Source organism: Streptomyces sp. NPDC005863 (genome assembly GCF_042871345.1).
Taxonomy (GTDB): Bacteria; Actinomycetota; Actinomycetes; order Streptomycetales; family Streptomycetaceae; genus Streptomyces.
The window spans coordinates 237,522-252,212 of the sequence record NZ_JBIAII010000002.1; the positions used below are offsets into that span (position 1 = coordinate 237,522).

Sequence of the window (14,691 nt, forward strand, 5' to 3'; positions counted from 1 at the left end):
GAAGGGGCAGGGTCAATGCGCGCGCAACGTCCAGGCCGCGGGCCGCTGTTGGTCCGGTGGGTACTGGAGGAGGCGGCCGTCCTGCGTGACGTGGACGGCCATGCGCGTGATGGCGTTGGTGATCCGATGGCCGCCCGGCGCCTTCGCGAGCTCCCACCGCTGCAGGGTGTTCTTCCTGTCGCACGTCTCCTCGGTGACGGCGGTCCCCGGCTCCAGCGGTACGTTGAGCGTCAGCTTCCCGGCGCGCGTCTCCAGGCACTTGCCGCTCGCCGTGGACCGCAGCGTCAGGTAACCGTCGGCGGTGTGCTCGACCTGGACGTCGCGGGGCTCGGCACGTCCCGCCGTGTCCCGCAGGGTGTATGTCCCGTCGGCCACAGGGGACTTGGCGAGGTCGCGCCACCCGGGTGCGTGGCCCACGGACTCGGCGCGGGCGGTGAACTCGCCGTACGTCGGGTCCGGGTGGGCGACGCCCCAGGTGACCTGCGCGACATGGGCGAGCGGCAGCGCCATCGCGGCCGCGACCTCGTTCTCGGTCTCGCCGCGGCCGTTGTCAGGCCACAGGCTGATCTTCGCTCCGGTGATGCCGTCGCCGGTGGCGAGTTTCTCGCCCTCGAAGCTGCGCGGGTCCCACTGCTGGTCGTACAGCTTGCGGGTGTCGGTGTGGAAGCCGCCGCGCACGAGGTAGAGCGAATAAGCCGCGTTCATCAACGGGTGGCCCTGCTTGATGAGTTGACTGGGTTTCGTCTTCACGTCGAGCCAGTGCTCGACGGTGGTGCCGGGCGCGACGGGCACGGTGTTCGCGCCGGTGAGGCCGTCGTTCCAGATGCGCAGGTGCCTGCCCTTGCTCGTCACGTACGCGTGCACGCGGTTCACGAAGTCGATGAAGGCGTCCTGCGGGGTGGCGTTCGCGCCGTACTTCTTCCTCGCGTACTCCAGGATCTGGGGGTACTTGGCGAAGTCGGAGCCGAGCATGTACTCGTCGGCGCCCATGTGCCAGGACGTCGCCGGGAAGACGTCGGCGTACTCGTCGACGAGGCTCGTGTAGTACGCGAAGGACGCCTCCTTGGTGATGTCCAGGCGGGCCGGCTGCCGGACGCCGTCGGAGTCGGTGAGCTGCAGGTCGGGGCGGTTCTCCAGCCACGGGTCCAGATGGCCCGGGGAGTTGATCTCCGGGACGATCGTGACGTGGTACTTCTCGCCGAGCGCCACCAACCGGCGCAGCTCGCTCTTGGTGTAATAGCCCCAGGAGTTGGCCTCGGGGTGTGCGTCGCTCTTGACCTTGAGCTCCAGGAGCAGCTGGTTCTGTTTGCGGTACGCCATCTCGCGGACGAGGTTCTCCAGCCAGGGCATGGAGATGTGGATGTAGCAGGCGCAGACGCCGACGCCGCGCTCCTTGTAGCGGGGCACGTCGACGGTGCGTCCGGCGGGGACGCGGTCGTGTTGGGCGAGGAGCTGGAGCAGGGTCCGGGTGCCGTAGAACGCGCCGGCCTCGGTGGCGCCGGTGATCTCCAGGCGTCCGCCCGCCCGGAGTTCGTACCCCTCGGCGCCCAGCGGCTTCCGCGCCCGGTCGACGTCGATCACGACGTCCCCGGGGCGGGGCTTTCCGCGCGCCAGGGCCGGGTGGCCCTCGCCCGCGGCGCGCAGATCGTCGGCGAGCGTGGCGGCCACGCGGCGCGAGGCGGGGTCACGTGCGACGAGGCGGGTGCCGGGCCCGTAGTGGTAACTCCCCTCGGCGGGCGTCCAGTCGGTGAGGGCGGGCACGGTGCGCGGCGGGTCCGGGGCGGCGGGGGCCGAGGCGCCGACGGCCGGGAGCGGGGCCGCCACGGCGAGCAGAGCGGCGGCGAGGAGCGAGCGCAGTGCGGTCATGAGGTCCGATGATTCAAGCGCCTCACGAAGGTGTCAATGCATCGTTCTCCGCGAGGAGTTGGACATTTGCGCGGGCGCCGACCAGTGAGTCCGGCGCGGCCCGCCACAATTCAGTACGCGCACACGGCGATCCATCGGATGAATTCATACTTGCTACGGGACTTCGGTGACCCCGGCACAGACCACCCGGACACACCGGTGCCCCCGGCCTTCGGGGGCCGGGGGCACGTGGCGAAGCGCAGCGGACCGACACCGGGGGCTTCCCGGAGCAGCTCCGGATCAGTCGATACCGGGGAGGATGTGCGGCTCGGCGAGGTCGTCCTCGTAGCCGGCCAGACGGATCGGGGCCGCCTTGGCCCACGCCTCCAGATTGCGGAGCTTGTGGGGCCGTCCGGCCCGTTCACCGCCGCGTTCCGCCGGTCGATTCTCGTGCTTCGTCAGATCTGGTGTCACCGCGCACTCCTTTGTGTCGCGTAACGGAAGGACAGAGGCAGTTCGGTCGCGGTGGCGCCGGATTCTGGCGGGACCGCGGCCGTGGTACCAGCCTGTCCCGGGGCGGCCGAGGGAGGCTTGTGGCTCCCTGGTGGCTGCCCGCTCGCCTTAGGTTAACCAAATGAGCGAGGCCGCGCTCGATGGGGCCCCAAAGGCGGGGGTGAATTCCGGACAAGAACGGACCAGGCGGCGCACGGAAGGGGCAGGTCAGAAGTGGCGCCGGTGACCGGCGGCGACCGGAGGGCCAGGTTCCGCCAGTGCGGCGAACTCACCGGAGCGGGCCGACGGGTTCATCGACACCGCGCGTCACACCGTGCGTCACACCGGCGGGATCAGGCCCGTCGCTGCTCACAGGGCGTACGACTGGCGCGAAAGGGCGGCACGCGGACCGTCCACAGTGACGGACGCCACACTCCCCGCCGCGCTCCCGCCGCACGCCGCGCGCCGCAGACCGACCGCGCAACCCGGCCCGGTCCCGGCCCCAGCCCCGGCTCCCCACCCGGGCCGGGCTACCACTTCCCGGGCGCGTAGTCCTTCAGGAAGACGCCGTACAGGTCCTCGCCCGCCTCACCGCGCACGACCGGGTCGTACACGCGGGCGGCGCCGTCGATCAGGTCGAGCGGGGCGTGGAAGCCCTCCTCGGCCAGGCGCAGCTTGTCGTAGTGCGGGCGCTCGTCGGTGATCCAGCCGGTGTCCACCGAGGTCATCAGGATGCCGTCGGTCTCGAACATCTCCTGGGCGCTGGTCCGCGTCACCATGTTCATCGCGGCCTTCGCCGCGTTGGTGTTCGGGTGGCCCGCTCCCTTGTAGCCACGGCCGAAGACGCCCTCCATCGCCGAGACGTTGACGATGTACGCGCGGCCGCTCTCCGCCTTCTTCGCCGCGTCGGCCATCGCCCGGCGCAACGCGCTGATCAGGATGAACGGCGAGGTGTAGTTGCAGAGTTGGGTCTCCAGCAGCTCCACGGGGGAGATCTGCTCGATGGTCTGCACCCAGGTGTTGCTGTCGACCACGTCCGGCACCAGACCGCCCGCGTCGATGGCGGTGCCGTCGAGGTGCCGGGCGACGCTGGCGTTGCCGGCGACGAGCGCCAGGTCGGCGACCTGCTGCGCGTCAAGACCGCTGGTGCCGACGGGCAGGGCGGCCAGGCCGTCCACCGCTCCGGAGTTGAAGGCGCCGATCACGGAGTGCGCGGGCAGCTCACCGGCGGGCAGCGGCGCGCTCTCGCCGTCGACCAGGGCGGCGTAGGCGGACGGCAGACGGCGCACGGTCTGCGTCGCGTTGTTGATCAGGATGTCCAGCGGGCCCGCGTCGGCGACCCGCTCGGCGAGGGCCACGGACTGCGCGGGGTCGCGCAGGTCGATGCCGACGACCTCCAGCCGGTGCAGCCACTCCGCGGAGTCGTCCATCGCCTTGAAACGCCGGATCGCGTCCTTGGGGAACCGCGTGGTGATGGTCGTGTGGGCGCCGTCCCGCAGCAGCCGCAGCGCGATGTACATGCCGATCTTGGCGCGGCCACCGGTGAGCAGGGCGCGCTTGCCGCCGAGGTCGGCGCGGGCCTCGCGCCGGCTCCGGTTCAACAGTGCGCAGTCCGGACAGAGCTGGTGGTAGAAGTAGTCGACCTCCACGTACCGGGCCTTGCAGGTGTAGCAGGAGCGCGGGCGCTGGAGTATCCCCGCGATCCGCCCCTCCTCGGTCCGCGACGAGGGCAGCAGGCCCTCGGTCTCGTCGTCGATGCGCTGGGCGGAGCCGGTGGCGGTGGCCTCGGTGACGGCCTTGTCGTGGGCGGTCTTCGCGGCCCGGCGCTCCTGGCGGCGGCGCTGCTTCACCGTCCGGTAGATCCCGGCGGTGGCGCGGCGCACGGCGATCGCGTCGGGGTGGTCGATGTCGAGCCGGTCCAGCTCGTCGAGCACGCCGAGACAGACGGCGAGACGGTCGGGGTCGATGCCGGGGCCGTACGCCTCGTGCTCGACGGTCCCCTCCTGGCTTTCGTCTGTCACCGTCATCGCCGCTGTCCTCGTGTCATTCCGTGCCACGGCGCATCTGGTCGCCCGCGGAAGCTCCAAAAGCGGAAGTTTACGTAGCGGTGGCCCCGCTCTCCAAACCCACGCCCTGTGCGCACACCGTCACCGGCGGCGCGCACGGATGCAGGGGGTGCCCGGCGGTTCGGAGGCGGGTGGGGATCACCTCACGACGGGCGGCGCGGCCCCCTCCGACGTCCCCCACTCCGAGGGCTTCTCCCCCACCGTGAAGGAGAGCTCCCTGGCGTCCCGGATGTCGTCCGTGGTCAGGTACGTCGCCTCGTGGGCGACCCCGTCGACCCGCGCCGCCCGGATGTACCGCCTGCTGTCCGAGGTGCCCGGCGCCTTCACCGTCAGTGCGCCCCGCGGGTAGTAGCGGCGGTCCAGGCGCAGGTCCACCCGGTCGAAGACGGGCGTCGACAGGCCCCAGGTGTCGGTGCCCGGCTGAACCGGGAAGACGCCGATCGAGGAGAGCACGTTCCACGCCGACATGGTGCCGAGGTCGTCGTTGCCGGTCATGCCGGTCGGGGCGTCCGTGAAGAGGGTGAGCGCGGCGTGCACCACGTCGGTCGTCTTCCACGGCTGGCCGGTCGAGAGGTACGTGTACGGGGCGATGAGGTCGGGCTCGTTCTGGGGGTTGTACTTGTCGGCGTTGTAGTAGTCGTAGGGGTTGTTGACCCACACCTCCCGCGCGGTCTTCGCCGGGTCCTTGAGCAGCTGCTCGTAGGCGAAGAAGGAGTCGAGGCGGTCGGTGGCGGTCCGCTTGCCGCCGATCAGGTCGACCATGCCGGGGATGTCCTGCGGGACGAGCCACTGGTACTGCCAGGACGTGCCCTCGTGGAACCCCTCGCTCTTGGCCGGGTCCGCGGGCCCGGCGAAGGCCCCCGAGGCGTCCCGCGCGCGGAAGAACCCGGTCGAGTTGTCGAAGATCTTCCGGTAGTTCTGGGCGCGCGCGGCATAGCGGCGGGCGTCCGCGTCGTGCCCGAGCTCGCGCGCCATCGTGCCCAGCATCGCGTCGGACAGGGCGTACTCCAGCGTGGCGGAGGCGCCGTGGTCGTAGTCGGAGTCGCCGGGCTTGGCGTGCGGACGGCCCTTGACGTACGGGGCGAAGCCCTCGGCCAGGTACTCCTTGTTGGCCTCGCGCCCGACCGGCGCGGAGTCGGCGGGCGGCACCCCGTCGGCGTTCTTCTTCAGCGCGCGGTACGCCTTCTCCTCGTACCCCTTCAACAGGCCCTGCTGGTAGGCGTTGGTGAGGAAGGGCGTGACCGGGTCGCCGGTCATGATGTTCGTCTCGACCGTGCCGTAGCCCCACTTGGGCAGCCAGCCGCTCTGCTCGTCGATCTTCAGGACGGAGAGCGCCATGTCACGGGACTCGCGCGGCGCGAGCAGCGCGAGGAGCTGGGCCTGGGTGCGGTAGGTGTCCCACAGGGACCAGTTCTGGTAGTACGTGAAGCCCTTGGCGCGGTGGGTCTTCTGGTCCCAGCCCGTGTAGCGTCCGTCGACGTCGCTGCCGATGTTCGGCGCGAGGAACGAGCGGTACAGCGACGAGTAGAAGGTGCGGCGCACGGTCTCGCTGCCGCCCCGCGCCCGTACGTCGCCAAGCCGCTCCTCCCACGCGGCGCGCGCCGCGCCCGCGACCCGGTCGTACGAACGGCCGCCCTCGGCACGGAGGTTGCGGGCCGCGCCTGAGGCGTCCACGTACGAGATCGCGGTCGTCGCCTCGACCGTGCGGTCCTTGGTGGTGTCGAAGCGGACGAAGGCGCCGGTGCGCTCCTCCCCCGCCGAGGTCTGCTTGGCGCCCTCGGTGACGGCGGCGCCCTTCCAGGTGCCCGACGTCGTGAAGGGGCGGTCGAAGCGGGTGAGGGTGTGCAGCGTGTACGGCCGGGTGTCCTGGCAGAAGCCGCTGCCGGTGATCGAGGTGCGCACGGTGCGGTGGTCGAGGATCTCGACCTTGGTGCGCACCGTCTTGTGCAGCGACTGCCCCGCGTTCAGCAGGACGTTGGCCTTGGCGGAGGCGGGGAAGGTGTAGCGCTGCACGCCGGTGCGGGCGGTCGCGGTCAGCTCCGCCTCGATGTCGCCCTTGAGGCCGACGCGGTAGCGGCCCGGGCTCGCGCTCTCGTCGTCGTGGCTGAACTCGGCGGCGTACTTGGCGTAGTCGGTCTCCGTCACGTCGCCCGTGGTGGGCAGCGTCGGCAGGTCGCCGCCGAGTCCGCAGCCGACACCCGAGAGGTGGACCGCGGAGAAGCCGCGGATGTGGGTGTCGGAGTGGTCGTAGCCGGTGTTGTGGCCGGTGTCGGGCGAGAGCTGCACCATCCCGAAGGGGACGGCGGCGCCCGGATAGGTGTTGCCCTCGTTCTCGGTGCCGATGAATGGGTTGACCAGCTCGGTCAGCCGGCCACCGGCCGGGGCGCGCGCCGCGTCCGCCTGGGCCGACGGCATCGCCAGGGCGCCGCCGCCGAGCAGGGCGGCCAGCGCCGCCACCGTCCCCGCGCCGCGCAGCCGCCGGGTCCATTTCGTGGTGGGACTCATGGGGGGAACGCCTCCTCGAAAGCTGCGCCGAGCGTCTTGGACAACGTTGTCAGCACCTGTTTCGCGATCATTCTTCGACCATCTGCGTGTACCCGTCAAGAGGTGTGCGTGACGCGGGAGCGGTCCCCGGCCCGCCCGAACGGCGGACCGGGGACCGGGTACCGGGGACCGACGGGCTCAGGAGCGCGTGCAGCCGCCCACCGTGGCCTGCGACGCGTCGCGGATCAGCGCCTCGTGCGCCGCCTTCACCCGCTTCACGTCGGGCTTGACGACCTTGCGGTCATAGGTGAGCAGACCGTTCAACTCGCCCTCCACATCGGTGATCTGGGTGTAGACGGCGCCGTTGCTCCCCTTGCAGGCGAGCGCCCGTACCTCGTCGAGCTTGGCGATGTAGTCGTCCGTGTAGGTGGCCGGATCCACGTCGACGTAGCTCTGCTGGACGGCCCAGGCGTGGCCGGGCACCGCGAGGCCGAGCCCGCCGTACTCGCCGCTCACCAGGGCCCGTTCGCCGTCGGGATGCGGCGGCAGCGCCGGGCTCGGGTAGCCGTGCTCGTCCATGATGTCGCCGGCGTTGCCGTCGGCGCCGAGGTTGAGCCCCGACATGTTGTTGACCAGGCGTGTCGGGTCCCAGGACTTGGCCTGCGCCGCGACGCGGCCGATGTCGTACTGGCCCCAGCCCTCGTTGAAGGTGACCCACATGACGACCGACGGGCTGCTCGCGTGCTCGTCGATCATCTGCTTCATCTCACGCTCGTACTCGGCGCGGGCAGCCGTGTCGGGGGTGCGGCCCGCCTCCATGGCCGGCATGTCCTGCCAGACGAGCAAGCCCAGCTTGTCCGCCCAGTAGAACCAGCGGTCCGGCTCGACCTTGATGTGCTTGCGGACCGAGTTGAAGCCCATCTCCTTGTGCATCTTCAGGTCGTACGCGAGCGCCTCGTCGCTCGGCGCGGTGTGCAGGCCGTCCGGCCAGAACCCCTGGTCGAGGGTGGCCATCAGGAAGACGGGCTTGCCGTTGAGGACGGTGCGCGGGGTGCCCTTCACCTTCTCGACGGCGATCGAGCGCATCCCGAAGTAGCTGCTGACGCGGTCGCCCTTGCCGACCCGCACCTTCAGGTCGTAGAGGAACGGGTCGTCCGGGGACCACAGCCGCGGGTCGGCGATCTTGAGCTTCAGGGGCTGCCCGGTGCGCCCACTGACCTCCGCGACCTTCTTGTGACCCTCGTACGCAGCGGCCGTGAACGGCACACCGTCGCGCACGCCCCGCGCCTCCACGGAGACCTGCTTGCCCGGCACGTCGGGCGTGATCTTCAGGGAGTCGGCGTGGTCGGCCGCGACCGGCTCCATCCACACGGTCTGCCAGATGCCGGAGGACGGGGTGTACCAGATGCCGCTGGGGTCGAGGCGCTGCTTGCCGACGGGCGGGTTGGCGCCGTCCGCGGCATCGGTCGGGTCGTACACGCCGACGATGAGCTCCTGGGTGGGGCCGGGCTTCAGCGCGTCGGTGACGTCGGCGCTGAACTTGTCGTAGCCGCCCTTGTGTTCGGTGACCTTCTTGCCGTTGACGTACACCTCGGACTGCCAGTCGACGGCGCCGAAGTTGAGGTTGAGCCGCTTGCCCGCACCGATCCGCCAGTCCTTCGGGACCGTGAAGGTGCGGCGGTACCACATGCGGTCCTCGTGCCGTTCGAGGCCGGAGAGCTGGGACTCCACGGGGTACGGGACGAGGATCTTCTCGGCGAGCTTCTTGCCGACCGGGGGCTGCTCGCCTGGCTTGGCGGCGGCGAACTGCCAGGAGCCGTTGAGGTTCTGCCAGTCGGCGCGCTTCAACTGCGGGCGGGGGTACTCGCGGTGGGCGTTGCCGGGGGTGACGTCGTCGGCCCACTTGGTGCGCAGCTCGTACTCGGAGTGGTTGGGGCCGCTGGTCCAGAACTGGCCGACGGTCTTGCCGTCCGTGCCGGTGAGGCCGCCCTTGCCGTCGTAGCGGATGTCGGCGAGGCCGGGTGCGTCGCCGCCCTTCTTGCCGACGACGGGTTCCTTGAGTTTCACGAGGAGGCTGCGCCGGTCGGCGGGGTCGGTCGTGACGGTGCCGAGCGGCCAGGTGGCGCCGCCGATGACGGCGTTCAGGTGGTCGGTGAGGCCGACGGGCGGCGCGGCGAGCGGCTGGGCGAAGTCCAGCTTGAGGCTGCGGCCGTCCCTCAGGACGGTGGCGTCGATGGCGCCGTCGTAGTCGAAGTCGGCGGGGATGCGCAGGGCGGAGCGCGGGACGGCCTTCTTCTCGCCGCCGGGCGGCGTCCACTTCAGGCGCAGGTTGGAGCCGCCGTAGTGCTCGAAGTACTCGACCTTGATGTCGTAGGCCTTGCCGGCCTGCAACTCGACGCCCTGGGAGGTCTGTTCCTTGTCCCAGTCGTCCTGCCAGTGGTCGATGGCGAGCTTGCCGTCGACCCAGAGGCGGAAGCCGTTGTCGCCGATCATCGAGAAGGTGGTGGCGCCGCTCTTCTCGGGCACGATCCGGCCGGTCCAGCGGACGCTGACGTCGTCGGCCTGTCCGGTGGTGGCCTTGAGGCGGGACTCCAGGTTGCCGAAGTCGATGTTCGGGTCGAGGCCGGTGGCCTTCAACTCGTCGAAATCGAAGGTGCCGGGGGCGGACTGGGTGAAGTACTCGCCCTTGAGCCCGTGGATCTCGACGGGGTCGTCGTCGGCGTTGGCGGCGGGAACGGAGGTGAGTCCCGCGACACCGAGGGCTCCTGCGAGCAGCAGGGCGAGGTGTCGGCCGAGACGGGCGGGGCGTCCGGGATGTCGTCTGATGCGCACGGATCCTCCTTGGTGAGGAAGGGTGGCGGCTCGTCGCTGCAGTCTGTACAACGAATCTGTACAACGTTGGAAGGAACGGCAGTTGGCATGACAGCACGCTCTCCGGCGCGCTGTCCAGGGTCACGACAAACGCCCCGGAGGACCGGGCGCACCCACCGACGCAGGGAGACGCAGTGCGGGTAAGCCTCAAGGACGTCGCGGAGCACGCGGGGGTCTCGATCAAGACCGTCTCGAACGTGGTGAACAAGTACCAGCACGTCACCCCGGCGATGCGGGCCCGCGTGCAGGAGGCCATCGACGAGCTCGGCTACCGCCCCAACTTGACGGCACGTCACCTCAGGAAGGGACGCACCGGCATCATCGCGCTCGCCGTCCCCGAGCTCGGCAACCCCTACTTCGCCGAGCTCGCGGGCGCCGTCATCGACGCGGCCGCCGAGCACGAGTTCACCGTGCTCCTCGACCACACCCGCGGCGAGCGTGAGCAGGAGGTCCTGGTCAGCCAGGGCTTCCGGGCCCGGGTGATCGACGGCCTGATCCTGAGCCCGCTGGAGCTGGAGTCGGAGGACCTGCGCGGCCGCGAGGACGAGGTGCCGCTCGTGCTGCTCGGCGAGCGCGAGTACGACCTGCCGCACGACCACATCGCGATCGACAACGTCGCCGCGAGCCGCGCCGCGGTCCGCCACCTCATCGGGCGCGGCCGCACCACCATCGCGTTCCTGGGCGCCCGCACGGACTCCGCGAACCGCCCCGCCCACCTGCGACTGGCGGGCTGGCGCGAGGAGTTGACGGCGGCCGGCATCACCGCGTCGGAGAGCCTGGTGGGCCCGGTCGGCGGCTGGGACCGCTGGGACGGGGCCAAGGCCATGGCGCGGATGCTGGACTCGGGGGTGCGGCCCGACGCGGTGTTCGCGTACAACGACCTGGTGGCGATCGGCGCGATGCGGGTGCTGCACGAGCGGGGACTGCGGGTGCCGTGGGACGTGGCGGTGGTGGGCTTCGACGACATCGCGGAGGGCCAGTTCGGGGCCGTCACCCTCACCACGGTGGCCCCGGACAAGCAGGCCATCGCCCGGCTCGCGATCGAGTCGCTGCTGCACAGCCTGGCGCATCCGCAGGAGCCCGCAGGACGCGAACTCACCGCGGACTTCCGGCTGGTGGAGCGGGAGAGCACACTGGGCCGACGCTGAGCATGCCCGCTCTCCCGCCCGGGTGCCGCAGGCCGCCGAAGCGTGCGCGGAGGGTTTACAGGCCCCTTTCAACGATGTAAAAAGCTCCCCGTACCGCCGAGTCGACCGCAAGTGCCGTCTTTCCCGTGAGCGCTCTCAGTGCCGGGGCCGTGCCGTTTGGGGACTTCAATGAAGCCGACCACACTCCTCAGCCGTACCTCTGCCAGGACCCTTGTCGCCGTCGGCCTCGCCGCGGGCCTGTTCTTCGCCGCCGGCTGCGCGAAGTCCGAGGACGACGGGTCCGACGACTCCGGCGGCTCGTCGCAGGACCGGGGCGACGCCGGGCAGGAGGTCTCGTCCTCGGGCAAGGGCAGCGGCAAGACCTGCGCGATCGACGCGTACGGCGGCAAGAAGCTGGACCTGAAGAACGCGACCGTCGGCTTCTCCCAGTCGGAGAAGGAGGCCAACCCCTTCCGCATCGCGGAGACGGCCTCCCTCCGCGCCGAGGCGAAGAAGCGCGGGGTCAAGCTCCTCACCGCCAACGCCCAGTCGCAGTTCTCCAAGCAGATCAGCGACGTGCAGGACCTCATCGCCAAGGGCGCCGACGTCCTCGTCGTCGCCCCGCTCAACTCCGACGGCTGGGAGCCCGTGTTGCGCGCGGCGGGCGCCAAGCACATCCCGATCGTCACCATCGACCGCAAGATCAACGCGTCCGCGTGCAAGGACTACGTGAGCTTCATCGGCTCCGACTTCGTCGAGCAGGGCAAGCGCGCCGCGGACCGCATGATCGAGACGACGGGCGGCAAGGGCAAGATCGCGATCCTGCTCGGCGCGGCCGGCAACAACGTCACCACCGAGCGCACCAAGGGCTTCGAGGACCGCATCAAGGAGAAGGCCCCTAACCTGAAGGTCGTCTTCAAACAGACCGGTGAATTCGCCCGCGAGAAGGGCCAGCAGGTCACCGAGCAGCTCATCCAGTCCAAGCCCGACATCACCGGGATCTACGCCGAGAACGACGAGATGGGACTCGGCGCCGTCAACGCCCTCAAGGGCGCGGGCAAGAAGGCCGGCGACGTGAAGATCGTGACCATCGACGGCACGAAGGGCGCCGTGCGGGGCATCGTGGAGGGCTGGATCGACGGCGTCATCGAGTCCAACCCGCGCTTCGGCCCGCTCGCCTTCCAGACCCTGGAGACGTTCACCAAGGGCGGCAAGGTCGCGCAGGACATCGTCATCAAGGACAACGCGTACACGAAGAAGAACGCCGCGGCGGACCTCGGCAAGGCCTACTGACATGTTGTCGGTGACCGGCCTGACCAAGACGTTCCCCGGCGTGCGCGCCCTGGACGCGGTCGACTTCACCGCCCGCGCCGGCGAGGTGCACGCGCTGATCGGCGAGAACGGCGCGGGCAAGTCCACGCTCATCAAGGTCCTGACGGGGGTGTACCGGCCGGACGCGGGCGAGCTCCGTCACGACGGCGCCCCGGTGCGGTTCGCCACCCCGCTCGAAGCACAGCACGCGGGCATCTCCACCATCTACCAGGAGGTCAACCTCGTCCCCCTGATGAGCGTGGCCCGCAACCTCTTCCTGGGCAGGGAGCCGCGCGGACGGCTCGGTCTGATCGACTTCCGGCGGATGCACCGGGAGGCCGACGAGGCGCTGCGCGGTCTCGGCGTCCGCGTCGACGTGCGCCGCCCGCTGCGCGAACTCGGCGTCGGCGCACAGCAGATGGTGGCGCTGGCCCGTGCGGTCTCGGTCGACGCGCGCGTCGTCGTGATGGACGAGCCGACGTCGTCGCTCGAACCGCGCGAGGTGCGCACCCTGTTCGGCGTGATCCGGATGCTCCGCGGACGCGGCATCGCGGTGATCTACGTCAGCCACCGCCTCGACGAGCTGTACGAGGTGTGCGACACGGTCACGGTGCTGCGCGACGGCAAGGTGGTGCACACCGGGCCGCTGGCCGACCTCGACCGGCTGCGTCTGGTCGCCCTCATGCTGGGCCGGGAGATCGAGACGGTGCAGGACGAGGGGCTCACCCGGTTCACCGGCGATCACGAGACGCTGGCCGAACCGGTGTTGCAGGCCGAGGAGTTGACCGTACGGCACCGCCTGAATGCGGTGTCGGTCACCATCAGGCCCGGCGAGGTGGTCGGGCTCGGCGGGCTGCTCGGCTCGGGCCGCAGCGAGACCGCGAAGGCCATCGCGGGCGCGTTGCCGCCCGACTCCGGACGCGTCGTGCTCGCGGGCAAGCGGATCCGCACCGGTTCCACGCCGGCCGCCATCCGGGCCGGCATCAGCCTCCTCCCGGAGGACCGCAAGGCGGAGGGCGTCGTCCCCGGCCTCTCCGTCCGCGAGAACATCGCCCTGGCCGCGCTCCCCCGCCTGTCCCGCTTCGGCCTCGTCCACGAGGACCGCATCGACACGATCGTGGACACCTTCATGAAGCGGCTGCGCATCAAGGCATCGAGCCCGCACCAGAAGGTCGGCGAGCTCTCCGGCGGCAACCAGCAGAAGGTGCTGCTCGCCCGCTGGCTCGCGATGCACCCCAAGGTGCTCCTCCTCGACGAGCCGACCCGCGGCATCGACGTCGGGGCCAAGGCCGAAGTGCAGGGCCTCATCGACGAGTTGGCGGCGGACGGGCTCGGCGTGCTGCTCATCTCCTCCGACATGGAGGAGCTGATCGAGGGCTCGGACCGGGTCGTCGTCCTCAAGGACGGCGCCGTGGTCGAGGAGCTCACCGGCACCGACGTGACCGAGGACCGCCTGCTCCGCGCCATCGCCACTCCCCGGACCAGCACCGGAGGCCGCGGTGAGTGATCCCTCCCCCACCGCGCTCGCCGCCCCGCCGGGGCCCGGCAGCGCCGCGCTCCCCCACGACCGGGATCGCGTGCTGCGCCTCCTCCAGGACTACGGCGTCTATCTGGGCGTCGCCGCCCTCCTCCTCGTCAACATCCTCTTCACCCCGCACTTCGTCTCCGGCGAGAACTTCCGCACCCAGGCCGTCCAGGTCGCCCCCGTCCTGGTGGTCGCGCTCGGCATGGCGCTGGCCATCGGCACCGAGGGCGTCGACCTGTCCGTCGGCTCGGTGATGGCGCTCTCCACCTCCCTGATCTCCCTCTACCTCGGGTACGGGATGTGGATCGCCCTCGTCGTGGCGGTGCTCGGCGGCATGGCGGTCGGCGCCGCGAACGGCTCGCTCGTCGCCTTCATCGGCGTCCAGCCCATCGTGGCGACGCTGGCCCTGATGGTCGCGGGCCGCGGCCTCGCCCTGGTGCTGCTCCCCCAGCTCAAGGAGGTACGCGACCCGACGATGGCCTCGCTCGGCTCGGGCGACCTGGTCGGCGTCCCGTACGTGGTGCTGATCGCGGCGGCGCTCGCGCTGATCGTCGCGTTCGTCGTGCGCCGCACCACCTTCGGCCGGCAGCTGCTCGCCATCGGCGACAGCCGCCCCGCCGCGCTCCTCGCGGGGCTGCCGGTGCGCCGCGTGCTCATCGTCGTGTACGTCGTCTCAGGCGCCCTGGCGGCGCTGGCCGGCGTCCTCGCCACCGCCCGGCTCAACGCGAGCGACCCGACCTCGCTGGGCAACCTGATGGAGCTCTCCGCGATCACCGCGGTGGTGGTCGGCGGCACCCCGCTGAGCGGCGGACGTGTGCGCATCGGCGGCACCGTGGCCGGAGCCGTCCTGATCCAGCTGCTCACGGCCACGCTCATCAAGCACGACCTGCCGCCGTCGTGGACGCAGATCGCCCAGGCCGTGGTGATCGTCCTCGCGGTCTACGCGGGGCGCGAGAGGGGCAAGCGATGA

The 14,691-nt window shown here is 70.7% G+C and carries 9 protein-coding genes; 4 read left to right on the forward strand and 5 right to left on the reverse strand.

Annotated elements, in window-relative coordinates; all coding sequences use genetic code 11:
* Positions 1 to 12 precede the first annotated feature (12 nt).
* From ACFYO9_RS07330 to ACFYO9_RS07350, 5 genes are all read right to left on the reverse strand, one after another.
* The gene (locus tag ACFYO9_RS07330; protein ID WP_358774323.1) at positions 13 to 1,866 is read right to left on the reverse strand and encodes a family 20 glycosylhydrolase; all 1,854 of its coding nucleotides are present in this window, start codon (positions 1,864 to 1,866) and stop codon (positions 13 to 15) included.
* A 279-nt stretch (positions 1,867 to 2,145) separates the two neighbouring features.
* Positions 2,146 to 2,319 (reverse strand): hypothetical protein, encoded by a 174-nt coding sequence (locus ACFYO9_RS07335; protein ID WP_355806587.1) that lies wholly within the window; start codon positions 2,317 to 2,319, stop codon positions 2,146 to 2,148.
* Positions 2,320 to 2,867: 548 nt separating this feature from the next.
* Positions 2,868 to 4,364: an SDR family NAD(P)-dependent oxidoreductase gene (locus tag ACFYO9_RS07340; RefSeq protein WP_355806586.1), complete on the reverse strand. Its 1,497-nt coding sequence runs from the start codon at positions 4,362 to 4,364 to the stop codon at positions 2,868 to 2,870.
* 177 nt (positions 4,365 to 4,541) lie between these two features.
* A complete protein-coding gene (locus ACFYO9_RS07345; protein ID WP_358774321.1) occupies positions 4,542 to 6,908 on the reverse strand; it encodes a GH92 family glycosyl hydrolase in 2,367 nt (788 codons plus the stop codon).
* 177 nt (positions 6,909 to 7,085) lie between these two features.
* On the reverse strand, positions 7,086 to 9,719 hold the full coding sequence (locus ACFYO9_RS07350; protein WP_358774319.1) for a PA14 domain-containing protein: 2,634 nt from the start codon (positions 9,717 to 9,719) through the stop codon (positions 7,086 to 7,088).
* Between the two features lie 173 nt (positions 9,720 to 9,892).
* Here ACFYO9_RS07350 and ACFYO9_RS07355 point away from each other — a divergent pair, with 173 nt between their 5' ends.
* From ACFYO9_RS07355 to ACFYO9_RS07370, 4 genes are all read left to right on the forward strand, one after another.
* Positions 9,893 to 10,906, forward strand: a complete 1,014-nt coding sequence (locus tag ACFYO9_RS07355) for a LacI family DNA-binding transcriptional regulator (RefSeq protein WP_358774317.1) — start codon at positions 9,893 to 9,895, stop codon at positions 10,904 to 10,906.
* Positions 10,907 to 11,074: 168 nt separating this feature from the next.
* Entirely contained in the window at positions 11,075 to 12,178 is a 1,104-nt protein-coding gene (locus ACFYO9_RS07360) for an ABC transporter substrate-binding protein (protein WP_358774315.1), read from the forward strand.
* Between the two features lies 1 nt (position 12,179).
* Positions 12,180 to 13,703, forward strand: a complete 1,524-nt coding sequence (locus tag ACFYO9_RS07365; protein ID WP_355806577.1) for a sugar ABC transporter ATP-binding protein — start codon at positions 12,180 to 12,182, stop codon at positions 13,701 to 13,703.
* Between the two features lie 70 nt (positions 13,704 to 13,773).
* Positions 13,774 to 14,691 (forward strand): ABC transporter permease, encoded by a 918-nt coding sequence (locus tag ACFYO9_RS07370; protein WP_358774547.1) that lies wholly within the window; start codon positions 13,774 to 13,776, stop codon positions 14,689 to 14,691.

Excerpts from the sequence above, each read along its gene's own strand:
- ACFYO9_RS07360 (WP_358774315.1), top strand. The coding sequence starts at position 11,075 with ATGAAGCCGACCACACTCCTCAGCCGTACCTCTGCCAGGACCCTTGTC.
- ACFYO9_RS07365 (WP_355806577.1), top strand. The coding sequence starts at position 12,180 with ATGTTGTCGGTGACCGGCCTGACCAAGACGTTCCCCGGCGTGCGCGCC.
- ACFYO9_RS07345 (WP_358774321.1), bottom strand. The coding sequence starts at position 6,908 with ATGAGTCCCACCACGAAATGGACCCGGCGGCTGCGCGGCGCGGGGACG.
- ACFYO9_RS07340 (WP_355806586.1), bottom strand. The coding sequence starts at position 4,364 with ATGACGGTGACAGACGAAAGCCAGGAGGGGACCGTCGAGCACGAGGCG.
- ACFYO9_RS07330 (WP_358774323.1), bottom strand. The coding sequence starts at position 1,866 with ATGACCGCACTGCGCTCGCTCCTCGCCGCCGCTCTGCTCGCCGTGGCG.